The organism is Thiohalomonas denitrificans (assembly GCF_900102855.1).
GTDB lineage: Bacteria > Pseudomonadota > Gammaproteobacteria > Thiohalomonadales > Thiohalomonadaceae > Thiohalomonas > Thiohalomonas denitrificans.
Genome location: NZ_FMWD01000002.1, coordinates 406,669 through 427,642 on the forward strand (window position 1 = coordinate 406,669; position 20,974 = coordinate 427,642).

Genomic DNA, 20,974 nt, shown 5'->3' on the forward strand with positions numbered 1-20,974 from the left:
TTGGCGGTGAGAAATCCGGGCTAAGCATGCGAGGATACCTCGAATCTCGTATCTTTTACCTCGGACCTCTTATCCTCTCGTATCTCGCCATTGGGCGAAATGATAGGATCCGATTCGCGGTCCTGTTCGCCGCGTTCTTCTTCACGCTTTTGCGACAACGATAGAGAGCTAATGTTCGGTTTCGGAAAAAACAAGGGCGACAAGGAAGCAACCGACACAAACACAAAGCCCGAAAAGAAGGGGCTTTTTTCCCGGCTGCGCCAGGGTCTCTCGCGCACCAGCGAGATTCTCAACACCGATGTGCGCGACCTGGTCGGAGCCGGCCGACGCATCGACGACGAGTTGCTGGAAGAGCTCGAGACTCAGCTGCTGGTCGCCGATGTCGGCGTCGAGGCCACCCGTGCCATCATGGACGACATCAACAAGCGGGTCTCGCGCAAGCAGCTGAACGATCAGGATGCGCTGTTCGCCGCTCTGCGGGAGAACATGCTGGAGATCCTCTCGCCAGTCAGTCAACCATTGACCATTGCCGATGACGTGCGTCCCTATGTCCTGCTTGTGGTCGGAGTCAACGGCGCCGGCAAGACGACCACCATCGGCAAACTGGCCAAGCGACTTCAGGAACAGGGTGCTTCGGTGATGCTGGCGGCCGGCGACACCTTCCGCGCCGCGGCAGTCGAACAGCTTCAGGTCTGGGGCGAACGCAATAAAATCCCGGTGATCGCGCAACACACCGGCGCCGACTCGGCATCGGTGATCTTCGACGCCGTGCAGGCGGCCAAATCCCGCGGCACCGACGTACTCATTGCAGATACGGCGGGCCGACTGCATACCCAGTCGAATCTCATGGAGGAGCTGAAGAAAGTCCGGCGGGTAATCGGCAAACTCGACGACACCGCGCCCCATGAGGTACTGCTGGTGCTCGACGCCGGTACCGGCCAGAATGCCCTCTCGCAGGCCAAGCAATTCAAGGAAGCGGTGGGAGTAACCGGTATCGCCCTTACCAAGCTCGATGGCACCGCCAAGGGCGGCATTATCTTCGCCATGGCCAAACAGATGCAGATCCCCATCCGGTTTATCGGCGTGGGCGAAGGTATCGACGACCTGCGCACCTTTGACGCCGAGGAGTTCGTGGACGCCCTGCTTACGAAGTGACGAGTGGCGAGTGGCGAGTGGCGAGTGGCGAGTGGCGAGTGGCGAGTGGCGAGTGGCGAGTGGCGAGTGGCGAGTCTCCAAGAGTGAATCCCACCGCCTATCAACTAGCAACTAGCAACTAGCAACTAGCAACTAGCAACTAGCAACTAGCAACTAGCAACAGAGTTTAGCAACCAGCGAAACAAACCCGAAACCATGATTCGATTCACCGATGTCAGCAAGCGCTATCCGGGGGGGTATGAGGCCCTGAAGGGGGTCGATTTTCATCTCGCTCCCGGGGAAATGGCGTTTCTTACCGGGCATTCGGGTGCCGGCAAGAGCTCACTACTGAAGCTCATCGCGCTGATCGAGCGGGCCAGCAGCGGTCAGGTGCTGGTCGGGGGACAGAACCTGGCGCGGGTGAAGTCCCGTCATATCCCCTTCCATCGCCGTCGCATCGGCATCATTTTTCAGGACCACCGGCTGCTGTTCGACCGCACGGTGTTCGATAACGTAGCTCTCCCACTGATTATCTCCGGGCACGCCCGTCGTGAAGTGGAGCGGCGGGTCCGTGCCGCCCTCGACAAGGTCGGCCTGCTGGATCGGGCCAGATCCTTTCCCGTTACCCTTTCCGGCGGCGAACAGCAGCGGGTAGGTATCGCCCGTGCAGTCATCAACCGGCCACCGCTGGTACTGGCGGATGAGCCCACCGGCAACCTCGACCCGGAGCTCTCCCGGGAAATCATGGAGATCTTCCGGGATTTCAACCGGGTAGGGGTCAGCGTCCTTATCGCCAGCCACGACCTGGACCTCATCCGGCAGATGCCCCACCGAATCCTGCGGCTGGACCACGGCAGGCTTGCCAGCGATATCGGAGTAACGGTCTGATGCGCGGCGGGACCTATCGATCACGGCCAGCCGCCTCCCGCGAGAACGGCCGGGGGGCCTCCAGAGCCGGGCCACGCCTGAAAGATGCCCTGCAGAGTTGGGGCGCCCGCCATCTGCAGACCTTTTTCTATGCGTTGGGACAGATGTGGCGCCGTCCGGCGGCGGCCCTGATGACTGCCGCGGTCATCGGCATCGCCCTGGCACTGCCCACCGGCCTCCACGTAGGGCTGAAGAACGTGCAGCACGTACTGGCGGGCTGGGACGGAGCGACGCAGCTGTCTCTGTTTCTGACCGCAGACACCGATGAACCGGCCGCCAACAACCTGCGCAAACGGCTCGAGGCGCAGCCTGGGATCGCCAGCGTCGACTACATCTCCCGGGAGAACGCACTGGTGGAGTTTCGCCGTCTCTCCGGGTTTGGTGAGGCGCTCGACGCCCTGGAAGAGAATCCACTGCCGGCAGTGCTGGTGGTGCGCCCCGCCCTCAGTCACAACAGTCCGAACCAGGTGGAGACGCTGCTGGAGGAGCTGAGGGCGCTGCCCAGCGTTGAGCTGGCACAGCTGGACATGCAGTGGGTTAAACGACTGTTTGCCCTCATGGAGATCGGGCAGCGCGGAGTCTGGGTGCTGGCCGGGCTGCTCTCGCTGGCCGTACTGCTGGTGGTAGGCAATACCATCCGCCTCTCGATCCAGAACCGGCGCGACGAGATCGTGGTCACCAAGCTTATCGGCGGCACCGATGCCTTCATCCGCCGCCCGTTCCTCTATACCGGCTTCTGGTACGGCCTGTTCGGTGCCGTGATTGCCGCGGTGCTGGTGCAGGCCTCACTGGGCATACTGAGCGGGCCGGTCCGGGATCTGGCCAACCTCTACAACAGCGGCTTCCGGCTGGATGCACTGGATGCAGCCACCGCCGGCCTGCTGCTGCTGTCAGGGACCGCCCTGGGGCTGGTCGGCTCCTGGTTCGCCGTCGGCCGCCATCTGCGCGATATCGAACCTACCTGAACTCCGGCGGCGGCTCATTGTCTACAAAACAGGGAGCTATTGGCACTCTCAAAAATTGAGTGCTAATATGGGTTATTAATAGCCCTACGGTATAGAAAAGGGGGAATTCATGTCCAAGGCGCTTGATATTTCGCTGAATTTTCCAATAAGCAGCATTGAGGCCTACGCCCAGGCGGTGAACCGCATTCCGATGCTCACTGCAGAAGAGGAGCGCAGCCTCGCCGAGCGACTGCAGCAGGACAACGATCTGGAAGCAGCTCGTCGCCTGGTGATGTCGCACCTGCGCTTTGTGGCTCATATAGCCAGAGGTTACAGTGGCTACGGCCTGCCGCATGCGGATTTGATTCAGGAAGGCAACATCGGGCTGATGAAGGCGGTGAAACGCTTTGATCCGACGATGAACGTGCGTCTGGTCTCGTTTGCCGTGCACTGGGTCCGTGCCGAGATCCATGAATTCATCCTGCGCAACTGGCGCATCGTGAAGGTCGCCACCACCAAGGCGCAGCGCAAGCTGTTCTTCAATCTGCGCAGTTCCAAGAAGCGCCTGGGCTGGTTCTCCCATGCCGAAGTGGAGGCAGTAGCGAAGGACCTGGGCGTAAGCCAGGCCGACGTGCTGGAGATGGAGTCACGTCTCTCCGGCCAGGACATGGCCTTCGACGGCAAAGCTGACGATGATGATGACTCGTATGCCCCGGCCCCGTTCGCCTATCTCCAGGACCTGCGGCATGACCCCGCCCGGCAGGTGGAGGCCTCGAATTGGGAAGAGCACAACAGCGAACAGCTCATGTCCGCCATGGAGGGACTGGACGAACGCAGCCGCGACATCGTCACTGCCCGCTGGCTGGGTGATCAGAAAATCACCCTCCAGGAGCTGGCCGACAAGTACGGCGTCTCGGCCGAACGTATTCGTCAGCTGGAGAAAAACGCGATGAAAAGGCTCAAGGGCGTTCTCGCCGCCTGAGCCCCACCCGCGAACGGGAACGGGAACGGGAACGAAGAGTCCGCCTCCTTACGGGAGTGCGGACTTTTTTGTTTAACGGCAAAGAGCATCGCCGAAGTTTCACAGGGCGACCCGCGACCACCGTTGAACCGGGGCACGACCTCTTCTCCCTCTGGAAAAGGGACCTGTCAGCCGGCCAGGTCCGGCATGCTGTCAATTCTCAGCGGGACAGCATCCCGACATCAAGGGCCGCAGCAATCCGCCGGGGGTCGAATTCGCGCAGATACGGCACCACGCCGAGGAGAGGGGCCTTCAGCTGTTCACTGAGGTGGTGCACGTTTTCAGCCGCCGCAGCCATGTCCGGAGTCAGTTCATTGGCGACCCAACCAGCGAGCTCCAGTCCGTCTTCCTCAATCGCACGTGCGGTCAGCAGGGCATGGTTGAGGCAGCCAAGGCGCAGTCCGACGACCATGATTACGGGCAATTCGAGTGCCCTGGCCATGTCCGCTACGGTAATTGCCGCACCCAGCGGGGCATGCCAGCCTCCAGCCCCCTCCACCACGACCCGATCAACCTCACTCGCCAACTGCCGGTAGGCGGAGACAATCCGTCTCAGGTCAATGGTGACGCCAGCCCGGGCGGCTGCCACATGGGGAGACACCGGCGGCTCGAAGGCATAGGGATTCACCCGCTCATAGGCCATGGGTACCGAGCCGGCCCGTTGCAGGTGGACTGCATCGTCGTTGCGCAACCCGCCGGCGGTAATCTCGCACCCCGCGGAGATCGGCTTCATACCCACCACGGTTTCACCGCGGTCCTGGAAGGCGGCGATCAGCCCCACGCTTGTCCAGGTCTTGCCGATCTCGGTATCGGTGCCGGTGACGAATACCCCACTTGCCATAGTCACTCTCTCTCGCTGAACTGAACCACCCGAATCACCCGGCACGAAGAAACCTGCCACAGGCGCAAATGCTTTCCTAACGCTTTTTCAGCGCACCCCGCAGCTGCTCGAAGCGGATGCCGGTGGCGCCGTCACTGGTGTGTTGCTGGGGAACGCTATCCGGTGCCCAGGCGTGACCGTAGACCACCTCCCAGGTCGAGTGCAGACGACCCTCGTGGCGGAAGCGCTCATAGGCCTCACTCAGCGCCTTCAGGCGGGACTTGCCGGTCAGGGTCGGGCGTCGTCCACCGCGTACGGTCTGTGCGCCGAGCGACTTGAGGTCGCTCATCAGGGCCGGGACGCTCTCGTAAGTAAGGGTCAGGAGTTCCATGTCCACCACCGGGTCGGCGAGGCGGGCATTCACCATCGCATCCCCCACGTGATGCATGTCCAGGAATTCGTTGACGTGCACTTCCCGGTCCACCTCGGCCCAGCTGGCGCGCAACTCCTTGAGAGTATCGGGACCGAAGGTGCTGAACATCACCAGCCCGCCAGGGCGCAGCACCCGCCGGAATTCCGCAAAGGTTCGTTCGAGATCGCACCACTGCAGGGTCAGGTTGGAAAACACCAGATCGAAGCGAGCATCGGCAAAGGGCAACTGCTCGGCGTCGCCACAGGCAAAGCGGTGGCCCCGCAGGCGCCGGTTGAGAGGGCCAAAACGACCGCGGGTGCGGCACACCATGCCGTGCGCCAGGTCCATCGCGACAATCTGCGCCTTGCGATACCGCTGTGCCAGCGCCTCGCTGCACCAGCCTGTGCCGGCGCCCACGTCCAGAATGCGCTGCGGCTCCATCCGGATCGGGTCCAGACGCTCCAGCAGGCGCTCACCCACCTCACGCTGGAGCACGGCCGCAGCATCATAGCTATCCACCGCCCGCTCGAAGGACTCTCGAATTCGGGCTTTGTCGGGACGCGGCAAATCAGGCATGGATAAAGGACTCCAGTCGGGCGCTAAAGGCCTCGCTGTGGGAAAGAAACGGGGCGTGGCCGGCACCCTCGATCACGGCCAGTTCGGCCCCCAACCGTTCGGCCGTGCGCACCGCTGCCTCCACCGGGACCAGCGTGTCCCGCGCACCGTGAACCACCAGCGCCGGCAGGGCGATCCCGGCGAGCCGTGTCCGCAGGTCTGCCTCGGCGAGGATACGCAGTCCCGCTTTCAGGGCACGGGGGTCCGGTTCGCCGTGGGCAAAGACCCGTTCCCGCAAGCCGCGCAGCGTCTCTCGACCGCCTTCGGCACCTCGGGTCTGGAGGGCGAGGAAGCGGATCAGGGTCGTCTGGTAATCAGCCGCCAGTGCCTCGGCAAAACCGGCCAGCAGCTCCGGCGCCATGCCGGGCCAGCCGGCATCGGCGACAAAGCGCGGATTGGTCCCGACCAGGACCAGGCGACCCACGCCCGCCCGGGAAGCAGCGGCAAGGGCCACCATGCCGCCCAGCGACCATCCCACCCAGGCGGCCCCGGCGGGCACGGCCTCCGAGACGGCACCGGCCACAGCATCCACATCGGTTCCTTCGGATCCGGCGGAAAGCGGAGGGCTGCGACCATGGCCGGGCAGATCCACCAGGGTGACCCGACAGGAGTGCGCCAGCCGTTCGGCGACTTGCGCCCAAATGCCCCCATGCAGGCCCCAGCCGTGCACCAGCACGACATCGGGACCGCTGCCGAACGTCTCGGTGTGGAGCTTCACGCCTCCCATACCTCGTCGAGTACCTCCAACAGTCGGTCCACGTGCGCCTCGCTGTGAGCGGCGGACAGGGTGATGCGCAGCCGCGCCGTACCCTCGGGCACCGTCGGCGGGCGAATGGCGCCAACCAGCAGGCCTCGCTCCCGCAGGGCGTCACTGATGGCGAGTGCCGGGCCGGCCCCGCCCACCAGCAGCGGCTGAATCGGGGTGGATGACGGCATCAGGTCCAGGCCGAGCCGTTCGGCACCCGCCCGGAACCGCGCCACCAGACTCTGCAGGTGTTCGCGCCGCCACCCCTCTTCCCGGACAATGCGCAGGCTCTCCCGGGTAGCCTCGGCCACCGCCGGGGGCAAGGCCGTGGTGTAGATGTAGGACCGTGCCTGCTGGATCAGGTTTTCAATCAGAACGGCATCGCCGGCGACAAAGGCACCAAAGGTGCCGAAGCCCTTGCCCAGTGTCCCCACCAGGATCGGGACGTCGGCGCTGCCGAGGCCCGCCTGCCCGGTACACCCGGTCCCGCCGGGACCGATGACGCCGAGCCCGTGCGCATCGTCCACCAGCAGCCAGGCCTCGTGGCGGCGGGCGGTTTCGGCCAGTGCCGCCAGGGGCGCGATGTCGCCATCCATGCTGAACACGCCATCGGTCACCACCAACCGGTTCTCCGCCCGACTGGCGGCCAGGCGCTCATCGAGGGCAGCCGCATCGGCATGGGGGAAGCGGGACAGACGCGCCCGGGAGAGCAGACCGGCATCGAGCAGCGAGGCGTGGTTGAGGCGATCCTCGAAGACCGAATCGCCCGCCCCCACCAGCGCGGTGACCACACCGAGATTGGCCATATAACCCGTGGAGAACAGCAGCGCCCGCTCACGGCCGACGAAATCCGCCAGCTCCTCCTCGAGCGCGTGGTGAGCCCGGCTGTGGCCGGTGACCAGATGCGCCGCCCCACTGCCGACGCCGTACTCCCGCACGCCGCGGATCATCGCCTCCGCCACCCGCGGGTCGGCGGCCAGCCCCAGATAGTCGTTGGAGCAGAAACCGAGCAACGATTCCCCGTTAACGGAGACCTCGGGACCCTGCGGCCCCTCCGTCACCCGGCGGCTACGGTAGAGGTGCGCAGCCCGGCGACGGTCCAGTTCGGCTTGAAGGTTTTTCATGGACTGATTCATTCACCATGAGGCGCAGAGACACGGAGTTAACGATGGGGCATGTAGGTCGGGCTTTAGCCCGTCAAAACTCGATGACGGCTGAAGGCCGACCTACAGGAGACAGTGGCCCGGGATGGCAGCAACGCCCACCATGATCATTAGCCCGCTTCAGCCCCTGTATCCCTCAGCGAACTCTGCGCCTCTGTGGTGCGATCATTCATTTCAGAGTCGCATGGATGTCCAGGCGCTCGAAGAGCTGCTGGTCGTGGCCGGTGCTGGTGTTGTCGGCGGTCAGGAGCTTTTCGCCATAAAAGATGGAGTTGGCGCCGGCGAGGAAGCAGAGGGCCTGGGCCTCGTCGTTCATGGTTTCTCGGCCGGCAGAAAGGCGCACGTAGGAGTACGGCATCAGCAGGCGCGCCACGGCGATGGTACGCACGAATTCGAAAATGTCGAGGTCCGGGGAGTCGGCCAGCGGCGTGCCCTCCACCTTCACCAGACGATTGATGGGCACGCTGTGGGGGTGCTCGGGCAGGTTGGCCAGTTCGATGAGCAGCCGCACGCGATCATCGCGGGATTCGCCCATGCCGATGATGCCGCCGGAACAGACCTTGAGGCCGGTCTCTCGCACCGCCTGCAGGGTGTCGAGCCGATCGTCGAAGGAGCGGGTGGTCACCACACTCTCGTAGTACTCCCGGGAGGCATCGAGGTTGTGATTGTAGTAATCGAGTCCCGCCTCCTTGAGGGCGTCGGCCTGCGCCTGCTTCAGCATGCCGAGGGTGACACAGGTCTCCAGTCCCAGGGATTTCACCCCCCTGACCATTTCGATGACCGGCTCCAGATCCTTCGCCTTGGGGCTGCTCCAGGCCGCCCCCATGCAGAAGCGCGAGGCGCCCTTCTCCTTGGCGTCCTTGGCAGCGGCCATGACCTCTTCAAAGGCCATCAGCGACTCGCGCTCGAGGCCGGTATCGAAGTGGGCGCTCTGGGAGCAGTAGCCACAGTTCTCCGAGCAGCCGCCGGTCTTGATGTTCAACAGTGTGCTGATCTGCACCGCATTGGGATCGAAATGCAGCCGATGCACGCCTTGGGCGCGGAACACCAGGTCATTGAAGGGCATTGCAAATAGCGCCCGAACCTCTTCGAGGTCCCAGTCGTGACGAAGTTGCGGCTGACGTACGGTATCGTCCATTGCTCTCTCTTCTGGTTTTTTTGGCGGGACCTGACAGAGGCGGCCCCTAACGATAAGCTGACCGAGTATTCCGTCTGGAAAGGGAGCTGTCAAATGCGAGGGATCCTTCAGGTTTACAACTGGTTACAGTTTAACCTGATTCCGCCTGTTTGTCTCCTCTGCGGCGACCCGGGACACGAGCATCTGGACCTGTGCCGCGGCTGTCTCTCGGACCTCCCCACCATCGCGCACCCCTGTCTGAGCTGCGGCCGTCCCCTGCAACACCCCGCCACCATCCGTTGCGGCGCCTGCCAGCGGAAGCCGCCGCCGTTCGATCGCTGCCGATCGGCCTTCGCCTACGGCCCGCCGGTCGACTGGCTGGTCCAGGCGCTCAAGTTCCACCAGCAGTTCACCGCAGGCCGGCTCCTCAGTACCCTGCTGGTTCAACGATTTGCCGACGTGCCGGCCCCGGACTATCTGTTACCGGTACCCCTGCATGCCACCCGACTGCGGGAGCGTGGCTTCAACCAGTCCCTGGAGCTGGCCCGGCCGCTGGCGAAGGCCCTGGGTCTTCCGATGGAGACCGCCCGCTGCCGGCGGACACGTCACACCGAGAACCAGTCCCGGCTGACCCGCAAGGAGCGGCGCCTCAACCTGCGCGAGGCCTTCGAAGTGGAGTGGCCCAACCCGCCACGCCGGGTGGCGATTGTGGATGACGTCCTCTCCACCGGCGCCACGGCCGGGGAACTCGCCCGCGCCCTCAAACGCGCCGGTGTCGCCGAGGTAGAGGTCTGGGTGGCCGCACGAGCGGTGTAGATTCAGGAGCAGTATGTTTAGCCATCCTTTACGCCGAACAATGCGCATTTAACCCTCTGTGAGCCGTACCCCCTGCTGCCAGGCCCGAATCAATGAAGAACTGGTAACCACGGGGTACACGGGGTAAAACAAGTTATTCGGGCTTTTTTCTCCCCCGTGCGCCCCGTGTTCCCCGTGGTTCGAAGTTCAAGGAAAGGCTGAATCGTTACGTTCTTAAAAAGCTCCACCTTCCGCTCCCACGCCGATCAGTGACCAACTCGAACTGTCATTGCGAGGAGCCCCAGCGACGAAGCAATCTCGAAGAGCCGAGTACCAGATTGCCGCGTCGCTGGGGCTCCTCGCAATGACACGCGTCGAGAGGAGCTCTCCGGAGCGGTTTCCGTGGACGTTTCCGGCACGAGCATCTAGGTTTCGAGAAGCAGGGAGGTGGCCTGGGTAAAGCGACGGAGAGTGGCTATGGACACGGTGGATGCGATTGTCATCGGCAGCGGCCAGGGAGGGGTTCCGTTTGCCACCACCTTGGCCGAACAGGGCAAGCGAGTGGTGCTGTTCGAGCGGGAGCGTTTCGGCGGTAACTGCATCAATTGGGGCTGCACCCCCAGCAAGGCATTCCTTGCTGCAGCCCACGCCGCGGGCAGAGCCTCTGCGGCAGGGGTGCTCGGCGTGAACTGTCGCGTGACAGTCGACTTCCCTAAGGTGATGGAGCGTGTGCGCGAGATTCGCGACCGCTTCGCACGGTCGACACAGAGCCGGATCGAGGCGGCGGGTGTCGAAGTGGTAGAGGCCGAGGCATCGTTTACCGGGCAGGGCCACGTCCAGGGCGGGGGCCGGAGCTTTTCCGCCCCAGTGACGGTGATCGATACCGGCAGTTCGGCCGCACTGCCACCCATTCCGGGACTACAGGAGACGCCGTACTTCACCAACCACAACATCTGGGAGCTGGAACGCTGCCCGGAACGGACGCTAATCATCGGGGGCGGCTTCATCGCACTGGAGATTGGCCAGGGCCTGTCCCGACTGGGGAGCGAGGTGCATCTTCTCCTGCGGGGTAACCGCGTGCTGGCCAGCGAGAGCCCGCGGGTGAGTGCAGTGCTCGAAGAGGCGCTACAGCGGGACGGGATAGTGCTCCACCGGCGCACTGAGGCAAAACGCGCCTCGCCGCTCGCCGGTAATCGGGTAGCCTTGGCATTGAACAACGGGGAGACGCTTGAAGGCGATGCGCTCCTGTTGGCCACGGGACGGCGACCCAACACGGAAGCGCTGCATGTCGACCGGGCGGGGATCGAACTCGACGAACGCGGACATGTCCGCGTCAACGATCACCTGGAGAGCACACGCCCCGGGGTCTACGCCTTCGGAGAGGCCGCGGGCCAGCCTGCATTTACCCATGTCTCCTGGGAGGACCACCGCAGGCTGCTGGCAACCCTGGCCGGACAGCCGCGCCGACGCGATGACCGAGTGCTCGCCTACGCCGTCTTCACCGAACCACAAGTAGGCCGGGCCGGGCTAAGCCCGGAACAGGCCGCCGCGAAGGGGATCGCCGTGCGCGAGGGATACATGGATATCGGCAACACGAACCGGGCCATCGAGTGGGGCCACGGTCTCGGGTTTTTCCAGCTGACGGTGGATGCCGAAAGCGACCGCATCATCGGCGCCACCCTGGTCGGGTACGAGACGGCGGAGTTGGTGCATGTGCTGCTCGATCTCATCGAGACGGGCGCCACGGCATCGCAGCTGGAGCCGCTACAGCACATTCATCCCACCTATGGCGAATACCTGCCCTCACTCGCCCAGGCAGCCCGGCAACCGGAATGATCCCGGGCCGGGAGCGCATCCAGCTTCCCGTCACATCATTATGAGCGGCGACAGCAAACGAACCCGCCGGAAAGAACGTCACGGAGGCCAAGTGCGGCTATCCCATTGTGGTGGGGAGCCGCTAATCGACGAGAGCAGCCGGGGCCCGATGGCGGGCCCCGGCTCCGTTCAAAACTAACCAAGGGAGGGATTCTGCCCCATGTTACGTCTGACAACCTTACTACTGACACTGGCACTGACACTGCCGGCCATGGCCGCCGAGGGTTTGATCACCCTGAATAGCCGTTATGACGCGGCCGAAATCCAGCAGCGTTTGCTCACCGCCGTTGAGCGGGCCGGCATGAACGTGATTGCCACCGTCGACCATGCCGGTGCCGCAAATACGGCGGGACTTGAACTGGCGCCCACGCGGCTGGTGATCTTCGGCAACCCGGAGATCGGGACCCAACTCATGCAGTGCCGTCGTAGCGTCGCCATCGACCTGCCGATGAAGATGCTGGTCTGGGAAGAGGAGGGTTCGACCCGAATCGGCTACAACGCGCCGCAATACCTCGCTGACCGCCACCGGATCAGCGGCTGTGAGGCCGTTCTCGAAAAGGTGGGCGTTGCGCTGGACAAACTTGCCCGCCAGGCAAGCGGAAACTGAACCTTCATCGGTCAGCAGACGATGGACAAGACCACAATAACGGGAGCGGGACTCGGCGTGCGCCGGTGACTGGTGGAGGAGTAGCGCGGCTTGATGGTCAGCGATGGAGTACGGTCTCGGGGAAAAACCCGTACCAGGCAAACCACATCACCTCAAAAGCATTTAGCCGCTCCAGAGGTAGTGCATCCGGGGCGTAGGTTTCACCCTCAAAAACCAGATTGCCATCGCGGTAGGTTGCCTTTGACGCAGCCGGACCCTGGTAGATATATGCGGTACCGAGCCGATCGTCGTACACGGCAATGACCGGTTCGGCAGCGAGCCGGCCCTCCATGATCTTTTCGCGGCCCAGACTCTCTTTATGGAATGCAACCGCACCCGAAGAGGTTCGGGCGCCGATCACAACCTCTTTGGGCGGCAGAATCGAATCGGAATGCAATACCGGAAAACGTGGCGGAGCCTCGGTGTCGTAGTAACCGCGTTTGGGATGGTAGCCCCCGTAAGGGTCATGAAAGTAGTTCCTGGTGTAGCCGGTGTTGGTCGAGAGTACGGTGGTGTCGGGGTGTAGCGATTGCCATTGGGACCACGTCGTCCACACGACCGGAAACGACTTCAAGGACTTTCCCTTCAGGGGACCACTGATGGCCGTCGACAGGATCTGGGGCCAGAGACTTTTGGTGGCACGGTCATACAGGATCAGGTTGCTGTTGACCAGTTGGCCCGACACTCCCAGGGTAGTGCTTCCACGCTCGAAACCGAGAACGGTGCCGGTCAAGGGGCAGTAGGTAATGCTGATGGTCTGATCGCCGATACGGTCATTGACGATCTCGTGCCATACCAGAATACCTCGCGGATAGGCCCGGGACTCTCCCTCCAGGGTCACACCGAAGACGATGTCGTCGGAAGCCAGGAAGCGGTCGGCATCTTCTCCCGAAAGGAACCGCGGCTCGTCGATGGAAGGGACTCCGTCGCGGCCCGGCCCCCCGGACACAACGCTGCTCTGGTAAGTCTCCAGAGGAACAGCCAACGGCACGGCCAGTGGACGAACGGGCAGTGTACCCTCCGAGCCTGGAGACACAGGCCGATCCGTTCCGCCGACCACAGTGAACGGCATTAGGCAGAGCAGGATAAGCAACACTCCGTTTCGCATTTGCTCCCCCGAATGGCAACTTGTTCGAAGAATAGTCGAATGGCGCAGACCCGCTGAACCGGTACCTAACCCGAATTTTCAGAATTGCACATCCCGGAATTGTCGGTGATAGAGCGCCACCGGTGTCCATTTCGCCCCAACAGGGCATCGGCTTCCGACGGGCCGTCGCTGCCCGCCGCATAGCCGGCCAGCGGACCCTCTTTATCGGCGGCCCAGGCCTCCTCGATGGGGGTAATCAGGCGCCACTGCGCCTCCACACCGTCACAACGGGTGAACAGGGTGGGGTCGCCGCGCAGGGCGTCGAGGAGCAGCACGGCATAGGCCGAGGGCGGGTTGTCACCGAACGCGGCCCGGTAGCAGAAATCCATACTGACCGGCACCGTCTTGCGTTCGGCTCCAGGCTGTTTGGCGCCAAAAGCGAGGCTGATGCCTTCGTCGGGCTGGATGCGCAGGGCGATAACATTGGCCCGCAGGGCCTCCTCCCGGGGGAACAGGGCGAGGGGCGGGTGGCGAAAATGCACCACAATCTCCGTCAATTGGCGCGCCAACCGTTTCCCCGTACGCAGGTAGAAGGGGACACCGGCCCAACGCCAGTTGTCGACGTGCAGTTCCAGTGCGGTATAGGTCTCGGTGCGGGAGTCCGGTGCCACACCAGCCTCCTCCCGGTAGCCGGGCACCCCGGTGTCACCAACCCGGCCCGCCCGGTACTGGGCGCGCACGGTGCGGCGAGAGACTTCCTCCGGCGTCATCGGACGGATGCTGCGCCACACCTCAATCTTCTTGTCGCGGACGGCGTCGGCATCGAAGGCGACCGGCGCCTCCATGGCGGTCAGCGCCAGCAGCTGCATGAGGTGATTAGCCACCATATCGCGCAGAGCCCCGGACTCTTCGTAGTAGCCGGCACGACTGCCCACACCCAGGGGTTCGGCGGCAGTGATCTCGACGTATTCGACATGGCCGCGGTTCCAGAGCGGCTCGAACAGGGCGTTGCCGAAACGGAAAAACAGGATGTTCTGTACCGTCTCCTTGCCCAGGTAGTGATCGATGCGGTAGACCTGCCGTTCGTTGAAGGCCTCTGCGACAGTAGCGTTCAGGGCGCGGGCCGAGGTCAGGTCGCGGCCGAACGGCTTTTCGATGACGATACGCGACCAGCCCCCCTCCTCCTGATTGAGTCCGGCGGCCGCGAGGCCGTGGATAATGGCCGGGGCGACACTGGGTGAGCTGGCAAGGTAGAACAGCCGGTTTTTCGCTGCGAACTGCGATTGCCCGTTCAGGTAGTCAGCCAGATGACGGTGCGTCTGCGGATCGGCGAAGTCGCCCTGCAGATAGTAGAGGCGCTGCGAGAAGACCCGCCATTCCTCTTCATCAAATGAGCCACTCTCATCGGAGCGGTCCACGCCCTTCTTCAACTGTTCACGAAAGGCTTCGTCATCCATGGGTTGGCGCGCGATTCCCACTACCTGGAATTGTGACGCCATGCTGCCCACACAGGCCAGGTGAAACAGGGCCGGAATGAGCTTGCGTCGGGTGAGATCGCCGGTGGCGCCGAAGATCACGATAACGCAGGGGTCGGCCCGGGGCAGCGCACCGGGTGACAACTCAATGTGGGTGGTGAGATCAATGCCGCTGGTCATGGCCGCTTCCCTGTTGTTTTGCGGAGATGAACACTCTTTTCCGTCGTTTTTCTGACGATGGCAGAGTCGATCACACCCGTTTTGGCGAAGGATAGACGAATGGCGCCGCTGTCTGCATTCTGATCGGCGAATGATTCTCGCCGCCAGTATCAGCCACACAAGGGCTGATAGAAGCCACCGATCACGCCCCCGTAGACAAGATGCGCAAGGATCGTCACGAGCGGGGTTCGACGCCCGTAGTTGAGGGCAAGGAAGCCGGGTGGCTCGAGCGCCCGGGTCGGTTCCGGCCCTCGATGCTCGCTGGCCATACGGGGATGAAGGCTCGGCAGAATGGGCAGCAGTGTGATCAGGACCACCAGTGCTTGCGCCAACCCGATCAGGGCTCCCAACAACCATCCGGATCGGCAGAGACTTTCGAGGATGAGCGCATAAAACAGCGCAAACAGCCAGCCATTGAAAAAGTGCAGCGCAAAGCCGATCACCATCGCCCGTCGGTGATCCGGTGTAAACACGGTCCCCAGCATATAGGGGATGCTCATCCGGGAGTATCCGAGCCCTTGGCCGGCCGCCATGATGGTAGTGAGAAACAGGGTGGCTACAAACCCCCAGAGCAGGACTTCCGGCCAATTCAACGCGCGCCTCCCTTTGGCGTTTTACCGCCGCGTTTCGCATCCTCAATCAGTAACGCCGCGTCGACCAGGCCCACATGGGTGAAGGCCTGCGGAAAATTACCGAGCGCCGCGCCGCTGTCCGGGTCGATCTCCTCGGCGAAGAGTCCGAGATCATTGGCATAGCCGATGATGCGCTCGAACAGGACCTCGGCTTGCCGGATCTCTCCAGCCAGTGCCAGGTCGGCCACCGCCCAGAAGCTGCAGATCCCGAATGCCGCCTCTTCTCCCGGAAGGCCGTCATCCTGCACCCGGTATCGATACAGCAGACCGTTACGCCCCAACTTTTCACGAATGGCCTCCCGGGTTCGGCCGGCGCGCTCCGAACGGGGGTCCAGGTAGCCGTGGACCGAAAGCAGCAGCAGACTGGCATCGAGCTCCCCGCCATCCAGGGTGCTGACATAACTGTCGACTTCGGTGTTGTAGCCACGCTGCTCGATCTCGGCACGCAGGCTATCCCGCTCTGTGCGGAATCGATCAATGGGAGCCTTCTTCAGGTGGCCGGCACGATGCAGTTGCAGCAGGCGATCGAGTGCCACCCAGCACATCGCCTTCGAGTAGGTGTGGTGCTTGCGTCCCCCCCGCACCTCCCAGATCCCCTCGTCGGGCTCGCGCCAGCGCCGGCAGGCGGTCTCACCGAAGCCTATCAGCAGCTTTTGCGTTGCGGCATCGAGACGCCCGCCGTGACGCACGAATTCGTAGACCGCATCGATGACTTCCCCGTAAATGTCCAGCTGCAACTGATGACACGCGTTGTTGCCGATCCGAACCGGCCGTGACCCGGCGAAGCCCGCCAAATGATCCAGTTCGCTCTCGTCAAGACGGGTCTCGCCATAGACGTTATAGATGATCTGCAGCTCCGGCCACGTCAGACGGGTGGAGTGCATCAACCAGTCGATAAAGGCGTCCGCCTCTTCTCCATAGCCGAGTCCGTACAGCGCACGCAACGTCAGCGACGCATCGCGCAGCCAGCAGTAACGGTAGTCCCAGTTGCGGACGCCTCCAGGCCACTCCGGCAGTGAGGTGGTCGGCGCCGCCACGACGGCACCCGAGGGGGCATAGGTCATCAGCTTGAGCACCAGCGCGCTGCGGCGCACCATCGACCCATAGGGGCCCCGGTAGGTGCCGCGTTCCGACCAGGCGTTCCACCAATCCAGTGAGGCACGGATTCGCCGTTCCGCCTCCTCGCCCAGTGGCGGGATGAATGAGGGCTCACGTTCGGTGTAGACGGTCGAAAGATGCCGGCACTCACCTGCACGCAGGGTGTGCTGAAGGTACGCCGTGCCGTTACGGGATGAGATAGTGAGCGGCATTTCGCTACGCAGGATGAAGGCGCGCCCCTGGTGCTCGTAGTAGATTCCCAGGCGCCCCCGGTCCCTGGGCCGGCACTGTTCACGCCCGTAGTTCGGACGCGGATCACAAATCACCTCGACCTCCACTTCGCCCTCGACACACTCCACCCTGCGGAGGATTTGGTGGGCGGCCCAGAGCTGCCTGCGTTTATTCTCCTCGGAGTCCACGGGCATCAAATCGGTGAGCCGAAGTACGCCGTGGTCGGTATAAAAGGTGGTCTCCAGGACATTGGTGTCACCGACGTAACGGCGACGGGTCGTGAAAGGCGCAGTGGGCCGGACCGCGAAACATCCACCTTTTTCGGGATCGAGCAGAGCAGCGAAAAGCGAAGGGCTGTCGAATCGGGGACGGCACAACCAATCGATGGAGCCGCTGCGGGAAATCAGTGCCGCCGAACGACAATCACCGATGACAGCGTAGTCTCCGATGGCTGGATTGCCGGTCCCCATCGTGCTCTCCCGTAATGACACGGCAGCGTCCCGCGTCTACACGGGATCGGAGCCTCGGATCAGATATTTGCTACAAATAGCTTAAGTCATTATTCAGGATGGCGGATTAATGAAAAGTGGATTCTAAACATGTAAGGAATGTGGTCATTATTGCGACTCATGAACGAAAAGTCGCGGAACGCACTATTTCATTACAGACACGACACACGGAGGTGTGATATGGCACGTACAAGTGCAGAAACTTACATTGAACGTGGCAGCCATCCCCACTGGATGCCGGCAGTATGGGGCGGGCTCATCGCAGGCGTGGTCTTCCTGATCGTCGAGATGGCGCTGGTGGCCACTATCGGTGGAGGCAGCCTGTGGGGACCACCACGGATGATAGCCGCGATCATATTGGGCGAGGGGGTTCTGCCACCGCCGGCGACGTTCGACTTCGGTATCGTAATGGCGGCATTGGTGGTCCACTTCGCCCTGTCCATCATTCTGGGGCTGGTACTGGCGTTCCTCATCTTCCGTCTCGATTTAACATGGGCACTGGCGGTCGGTGTGGGATTCGGGTTGGCTGTCTATCTGGTCAACTTCTACATCTCTACGGCGGCCTTCCCCTGGTTCGCCATGGCCCGCAACGGTATCACCATATTCGCCCACCTTCTCTTCGGCTTTGTGTTGGCGTGGAGCTACAAGGCCCTCGCCCGACGCGAGTCGAATCACCACATCGAGGCCTAAGCCACTCTCCCGCCGCCGGTCTGCACCGGCGGCAGGGCGCCCCCCGCGCCAATGCCGTGCGATGCACCAGCCTGGCCCTGCTATCAGGAGGCCCGACCTGCCGGGCGGTTGTGGTACATTCAGGGTTTCGCAATCGAACCAGGGGATAATCCGTGAGCCGTTTAGAGACTGCCCGTGGGGGCTTTTCCCGCACGCGCATGCGTCGCATGCGCCGCGACGAGTTCTCGCGCCGGCTGATGCGCGAGACGGTGTTGACCGCCAACGACCTGATCTATCCGATGTTTGTGCTGGAGGGGAAAAACCAGCGGGAAGCGGTGGCCTCGATGCCCGGAGTCGAGCGCCTCTCGATCGACCTGCTGCTGAAAGAGGTGGAGGAGCTGGTCGCCCTGGGGATCCCGATGGTAGCGCTGTTTCCGGTCACGCCCCAGGAGAAGAAGAGCCTGAATGCCGAGGAGGCCTATAATCCGGAAGGCCTGGCGCAGCGAACGGTGCGGGCCGTGCGGGAGAGCTTCCCCGAACTGGGCATCATGACCGATGTGGCTCTGGACCCCTTCACCAGCCACGGCCAGGACGGCCTCATCGACGATTCAGGCTACGTCATGAACGACGAGACCGTAGAAGTGCTGGTCAGGCAGGCGGTTTCCCACGCCGAGGCCGGCGCCCAGGTAGTGGCACCCTCGGACATGATGGACGGACGCATCGGGGCCATCCGCGATGCCCTGGAGGCGACCGGCCACATCCATACCCGCATCATGGCCTACTCGGCCAAGTATGCCTCGAGCTTCTACGGTCCCTTCCGCGACGCGGTCGGGTCAGCGGCCAACCTGGGGGGCGGCGACAAGCGCACCTATCAGATGGACCCGGCCAACAGCGATGAAGCCCTGCACGAAGTCGGTCTCGACCTGGAAGAGGGCGCCGACATGGTGATGGTCAAGCCGGGAATGCCCTACCTGGATATCGTACGGCGGGTGAAGGATGAGTTCGGTGTGCCCACCTACGCCTATCAGGTCTCGGGCGAGTACGCCATGCTCATGGCCGCCGCCGGCAACGGCTGGCTGGAGGAGCGGCAGGTGGTTATGGAGGCGCTGCTCTCCTTCAAGCGCGCCGGCGCCGACGGCATTCTGACCTACTTCGGCAAGCGCGTGGCCAACTGGCTAAGGGAAGAGTGACGAGGTGGAGGAACGAGATGCGAGGCGCAACCTCGCATCTCGAATCTTTTATCACGAATCTTTCCTTGGGATGACCCCGCACGCTATTCGGGAGCCACCACCGCCCAGCGGTTCCGGATCATCCGAATAATTATCGCCGTCCTGGTGGACAATCACGGCGCGGCCACGCAGATCGGCCAGCTCCAGCCGGGGGGCCAGCACAGGTATGGTGGCGGTGCCGTCCTCGTCCACATGAAGCACCGGAAGATCCCCCAGGTGTCCGCGACCGTAGGGACCCTCGTGGCTATCGGTGCGCTGCGGGTCGTAGTGACCACCGGCAGCTACGCCGGCCGTCTCCTCGCCATCCTTGAGTCCGGTGCCGCAGTCGGGCTTGGCATGCACATGAAAACCATGGATCCCCGGAGGGAGTCCGGACAGGTCGGGACCGATCATGACCCCTTCGAACCGTGAATTCTCGAAGGTCACACTCCCCAGCGACTCCCCGACCCCCGTATCGCCGATGACATTGACGGTCATTTCAATCGGTTCTGCCCGGGCCGTTGCCACCCCGAACGCTCCGACAACACACAGCATGAGAATGGCTCTCATCGGTTCTCCTCCTGAATACCCACAAGTACAAGGCATAGCGCAAACCACCCTTTCGATCGACCACTCCTGTCCGGGAAAGCGAAAGGAATTCAAAAGAATCAGCTGCCGCGGCCCTCGCGGAGCTGTGCCGGTGACAGACTGCGACGCGCCTCCGCCGTCTGGCCCTCCGCACTCTCCAGCCAGCGAATGATCTTTTCCCATTGCACCTGATCACGCCGGTAACGGTTCTCGTTCATCTCATGGATGCCGAGCCCCTCGGCGGCGGCCCGGATGTAGTTGTTGGAGTCACGCAGGCGGGCAATGAAAGCGATATCGAGCGTGTCCAGAAAACGTCGGAGGGAGCGATACATCTTGCTGGTCTCCCGCACCCGGTTGGCGATGACCCCCATACGCACGTGACGCGCACGCGCCTTGGCCACCAGCAGCAGATCCTGAATGAAGCGGGAGGTCGCATGAATATCGATGGGCGAGGGCAGTACCGGAATCAGGATGTCGTCGACGCCGGCCACCAGCTCCGCCAGCTGATGCCCGCTTACCCCCGCAGGCGCATCGAGGATCACCCGCTGTACGCCGGGAGGCAGGCGCAACTGCCAGGTGCGGGTCATCTGGGCACCCGGCTTGCGGTGAGCGGCGATACCGTGGATCGGGTAGCGCCCGGCGCCTTCGCGCAGGCTCAACCACTGGGTCGATGAGCCTTGTGGGTCATGGTCAAAAATGGCCGCACCCATTGAGCGGGACGCATAATAGCTGGCCAGATTGGTGGTGATGGTGGTCTTGCCGCAACCGCCCTTGCCATTGAGGACCAGAATCCTGCGCACCGGTTGCCGTTCCGCCATCACGGGACCGCTGGCAACGCTCGAGCCGGACCCGCGGGAATGCTGCTCGGATGAGTTGAATTTCATCTCCATCACAGGCGTTGCGCCCTGTTTCTCTAGTCGTTATTAGTGTAACGGAGTGATCACGGCAATGTATGTCACTTTACCTGCGTAGGGGATAGTGAAGCGCCGTGTTGTGATCAACCTAACATTTTATAAGTAAAACCGATGGACTTAAGCGTCTCTG

General features: G+C 62.9%; 20 protein-coding genes. 9 read left to right on the forward strand and 11 right to left on the reverse strand.

All coding sequences use genetic code 11. From position 1 onward, the window contains the following. Nucleotides 1-171 precede the first annotated feature (171 nt). The 4 genes from ftsY (at nt 172) to rpoH (ending at nt 3,987) form a co-directional block, all read left to right on the forward strand. Complete coding sequence (gene ftsY, locus BLP65_RS04485) at nt 172-1,155, forward strand: signal recognition particle-docking protein FtsY (RefSeq protein WP_092993036.1); 984 nt, start codon at nt 172-174, stop codon at nt 1,153-1,155. A gap of 195 nt (nt 1,156-1,350) precedes the next feature. Beyond that, nucleotides 1,351-2,022, forward strand: a complete 672-nt coding sequence (ftsE, locus tag BLP65_RS04495; RefSeq protein WP_092993038.1) for a cell division ATP-binding protein FtsE — start codon at nt 1,351-1,353, stop codon at nt 2,020-2,022. Beyond that, complete coding sequence (ftsX, locus tag BLP65_RS04500; RefSeq protein WP_092993040.1) at nt 2,022-3,026, forward strand: permease-like cell division protein FtsX; 1,005 nt, start codon at nt 2,022-2,024, stop codon at nt 3,024-3,026. The genes ftsE and ftsX overlap by 1 nt, the downstream gene beginning before the upstream one ends. 109 nt (nt 3,027-3,135) lie before the next feature. Next, nucleotides 3,136-3,987, forward strand: coding sequence for an RNA polymerase sigma factor RpoH (gene rpoH, locus BLP65_RS04505; RefSeq protein WP_092993042.1), 852 nt, complete (start codon nt 3,136-3,138; stop codon nt 3,985-3,987). Nucleotides 3,988-4,186: 199 nt separating this feature from the next. Here rpoH and bioD read toward each other — a convergent pair whose 3' ends face one another. From bioD to bioB, 5 genes are all read right to left on the reverse strand, one after another. Next, entirely contained in the window at nt 4,187-4,867 is a 681-nt protein-coding gene (gene bioD / locus BLP65_RS04510) for a dethiobiotin synthase (RefSeq protein WP_092993044.1), read from the reverse strand. 76 nt (nt 4,868-4,943) lie between these two features. After that, on the reverse strand, nt 4,944-5,834 hold the full coding sequence (bioC, locus tag BLP65_RS04515; RefSeq protein ID WP_092993046.1) for a malonyl-ACP O-methyltransferase BioC: 891 nt from the start codon (nt 5,832-5,834) through the stop codon (nt 4,944-4,946). Continuing rightward, nucleotides 5,827-6,591 carry a pimeloyl-ACP methyl ester esterase BioH gene (bioH, locus tag BLP65_RS04520; protein WP_092993270.1) on the reverse strand — a complete coding sequence of 255 codons (765 nt, stop codon included), beginning with the start codon at nt 6,589-6,591 and terminating at the stop codon, nt 5,827-5,829. The genes bioC and bioH overlap by 8 nt, the downstream gene beginning before the upstream one ends. Continuing rightward, nucleotides 6,588-7,742, reverse strand: coding sequence for an 8-amino-7-oxononanoate synthase (gene bioF / locus BLP65_RS04525; protein ID WP_092993273.1), 1,155 nt, complete (start codon nt 7,740-7,742; stop codon nt 6,588-6,590). Before bioF ends, bioH begins: the two co-directional genes overlap by 4 nt. A 208-nt stretch (nt 7,743-7,950) precedes the next feature. Beyond that, nucleotides 7,951-8,919 (reverse strand): biotin synthase BioB, encoded by a 969-nt coding sequence (gene bioB / locus BLP65_RS04530; RefSeq protein WP_092993048.1) that lies wholly within the window; start codon nt 8,917-8,919, stop codon nt 7,951-7,953. 93 nt (nt 8,920-9,012) lie between these two features. On the opposite strand from bioB, the gene BLP65_RS04535 reads away from it, so the two are divergent. The 3 genes from BLP65_RS04535 to BLP65_RS04545 all read left to right on the forward strand — a co-directional run bounded on the left by BLP65_RS04535 (nt 9,013) and on the right by BLP65_RS04545 (nt 12,175). Next, entirely contained in the window at nt 9,013-9,714 is a 702-nt protein-coding gene (locus BLP65_RS04535) for a ComF family protein (RefSeq protein WP_092993049.1), read from the forward strand. A gap of 456 nt (nt 9,715-10,170) precedes the next feature. Continuing rightward, nucleotides 10,171-11,529: a dihydrolipoyl dehydrogenase family protein gene (locus tag BLP65_RS04540; protein WP_092993051.1), complete on the forward strand. Its 1,359-nt coding sequence runs from the start codon at nt 10,171-10,173 to the stop codon at nt 11,527-11,529. Nucleotides 11,530-11,728: 199 nt separating this feature from the next. Further along, on the forward strand, nt 11,729-12,175 hold the full coding sequence (locus tag BLP65_RS04545) for a DUF302 domain-containing protein (RefSeq protein WP_217631894.1): 447 nt from the start codon (nt 11,729-11,731) through the stop codon (nt 12,173-12,175). Between the two features lie 97 nt (nt 12,176-12,272). Here BLP65_RS04545 and BLP65_RS04550 read toward each other — a convergent pair whose 3' ends face one another. The 4 genes from BLP65_RS04550 to BLP65_RS04565 form a co-directional block, all read right to left on the reverse strand. After that, nucleotides 12,273-13,250, reverse strand: a complete 978-nt coding sequence (locus BLP65_RS04550) for a DUF3179 domain-containing protein (protein WP_175452434.1) — start codon at nt 13,248-13,250, stop codon at nt 12,273-12,275. Between the two features lie 137 nt (nt 13,251-13,387). Next, complete coding sequence (gene zwf / locus BLP65_RS04555; protein ID WP_092993055.1) at nt 13,388-14,956, reverse strand: glucose-6-phosphate dehydrogenase; 1,569 nt, start codon at nt 14,954-14,956, stop codon at nt 13,388-13,390. A gap of 149 nt (nt 14,957-15,105) precedes the next feature. Beyond that, a complete protein-coding gene (locus BLP65_RS04560) occupies nt 15,106-15,588 on the reverse strand; it encodes a hypothetical protein (RefSeq protein ID WP_092993058.1) in 483 nt (160 codons plus the stop codon). Continuing rightward, nucleotides 15,585-17,426: a glycoside hydrolase family 15 protein gene (locus tag BLP65_RS04565; RefSeq protein WP_092993061.1), complete on the reverse strand. Its 1,842-nt coding sequence runs from the start codon at nt 17,424-17,426 to the stop codon at nt 15,585-15,587. The genes BLP65_RS04560 and BLP65_RS04565 overlap by 4 nt, the downstream gene beginning before the upstream one ends. 219 nt (nt 17,427-17,645) lie before the next feature. Here BLP65_RS04565 and BLP65_RS04570 point away from each other — a divergent pair, with 219 nt between their 5' ends. Both BLP65_RS04570 and hemB read left to right on the forward strand, forming a co-directional pair. Further along, nucleotides 17,646-18,155, forward strand: coding sequence for a sodium:proline symporter (locus tag BLP65_RS04570; protein WP_217631895.1), 510 nt, complete (start codon nt 17,646-17,648; stop codon nt 18,153-18,155). 197 nt (nt 18,156-18,352) lie between these two features. Further along, nucleotides 18,353-19,324, forward strand: coding sequence for a porphobilinogen synthase (hemB, locus tag BLP65_RS04575; protein WP_092993064.1), 972 nt, complete (start codon nt 18,353-18,355; stop codon nt 19,322-19,324). Nucleotides 19,325-19,375: 51 nt separating this feature from the next. Here hemB and sodC read toward each other — a convergent pair whose 3' ends face one another. Both sodC and BLP65_RS04585 read right to left on the reverse strand, forming a co-directional pair. Next, nucleotides 19,376-19,912, reverse strand: a complete 537-nt coding sequence (gene sodC / locus BLP65_RS04580; protein ID WP_092993067.1) for a superoxide dismutase family protein — start codon at nt 19,910-19,912, stop codon at nt 19,376-19,378. Between the two features lie 98 nt (nt 19,913-20,010). Continuing rightward, the gene (locus BLP65_RS04585; RefSeq protein WP_175452435.1) at nt 20,011-20,814 is read right to left on the reverse strand and encodes a ParA family protein; all 804 of its coding nucleotides are present in this window, start codon (nt 20,812-20,814) and stop codon (nt 20,011-20,013) included. Nucleotides 20,815-20,974 lie beyond the last annotated feature (160 nt).

Coding starts and splice junctions, on each gene's coding strand:
- BLP65_RS04570 (WP_217631895.1), top strand. CDS start 17,646: ATGGCACGTACAAGTGCAGAAACTTACATTGAACGTGGCAGCCATCCC.
- BLP65_RS04545 (WP_217631894.1), top strand. CDS start 11,729: ATGTTACGTCTGACAACCTTACTACTGACACTGGCACTGACACTGCCG.
- bioB (WP_092993048.1), bottom strand. CDS start 8,919: ATGGACGATACCGTACGTCAGCCGCAACTTCGTCACGACTGGGACCTC.
- BLP65_RS04585 (WP_175452435.1), bottom strand. CDS start 20,814: ATGAAATTCAACTCATCCGAGCAGCATTCCCGCGGGTCCGGCTCGAGC.
- BLP65_RS04565 (WP_092993061.1), bottom strand. CDS start 17,426: ATGGGGACCGGCAATCCAGCCATCGGAGACTACGCTGTCATCGGTGAT.
- bioC (WP_092993046.1), bottom strand. CDS start 5,834: ATGCCTGATTTGCCGCGTCCCGACAAAGCCCGAATTCGAGAGTCCTTC.
- hemB (WP_092993064.1), top strand. CDS start 18,353: ATGCGTCGCATGCGCCGCGACGAGTTCTCGCGCCGGCTGATGCGCGAG.
- zwf (WP_092993055.1), bottom strand. CDS start 14,956: ATGACCAGCGGCATTGATCTCACCACCCACATTGAGTTGTCACCCGGT.
- ftsE (WP_092993038.1), top strand. CDS start 1,351: ATGATTCGATTCACCGATGTCAGCAAGCGCTATCCGGGGGGGTATGAG.
- BLP65_RS04540 (WP_092993051.1), top strand. CDS start 10,171: ATGGACACGGTGGATGCGATTGTCATCGGCAGCGGCCAGGGAGGGGTT.
- sodC (WP_092993067.1), bottom strand. CDS start 19,912: ATGAGAGCCATTCTCATGCTGTGTGTTGTCGGAGCGTTCGGGGTGGCA.
- bioF (WP_092993273.1), bottom strand. CDS start 7,742: ATGAAAAACCTTCAAGCCGAACTGGACCGTCGCCGGGCTGCGCACCTC.
- rpoH (WP_092993042.1), top strand. CDS start 3,136: ATGTCCAAGGCGCTTGATATTTCGCTGAATTTTCCAATAAGCAGCATT.
- ftsY (WP_092993036.1), top strand. CDS start 172: ATGTTCGGTTTCGGAAAAAACAAGGGCGACAAGGAAGCAACCGACACA.
- BLP65_RS04535 (WP_092993049.1), top strand. CDS start 9,013: ATGCGAGGGATCCTTCAGGTTTACAACTGGTTACAGTTTAACCTGATT.
- ftsX (WP_092993040.1), top strand. CDS start 2,022: ATGCGCGGCGGGACCTATCGATCACGGCCAGCCGCCTCCCGCGAGAAC.
- bioD (WP_092993044.1), bottom strand. CDS start 4,867: ATGGCAAGTGGGGTATTCGTCACCGGCACCGATACCGAGATCGGCAAG.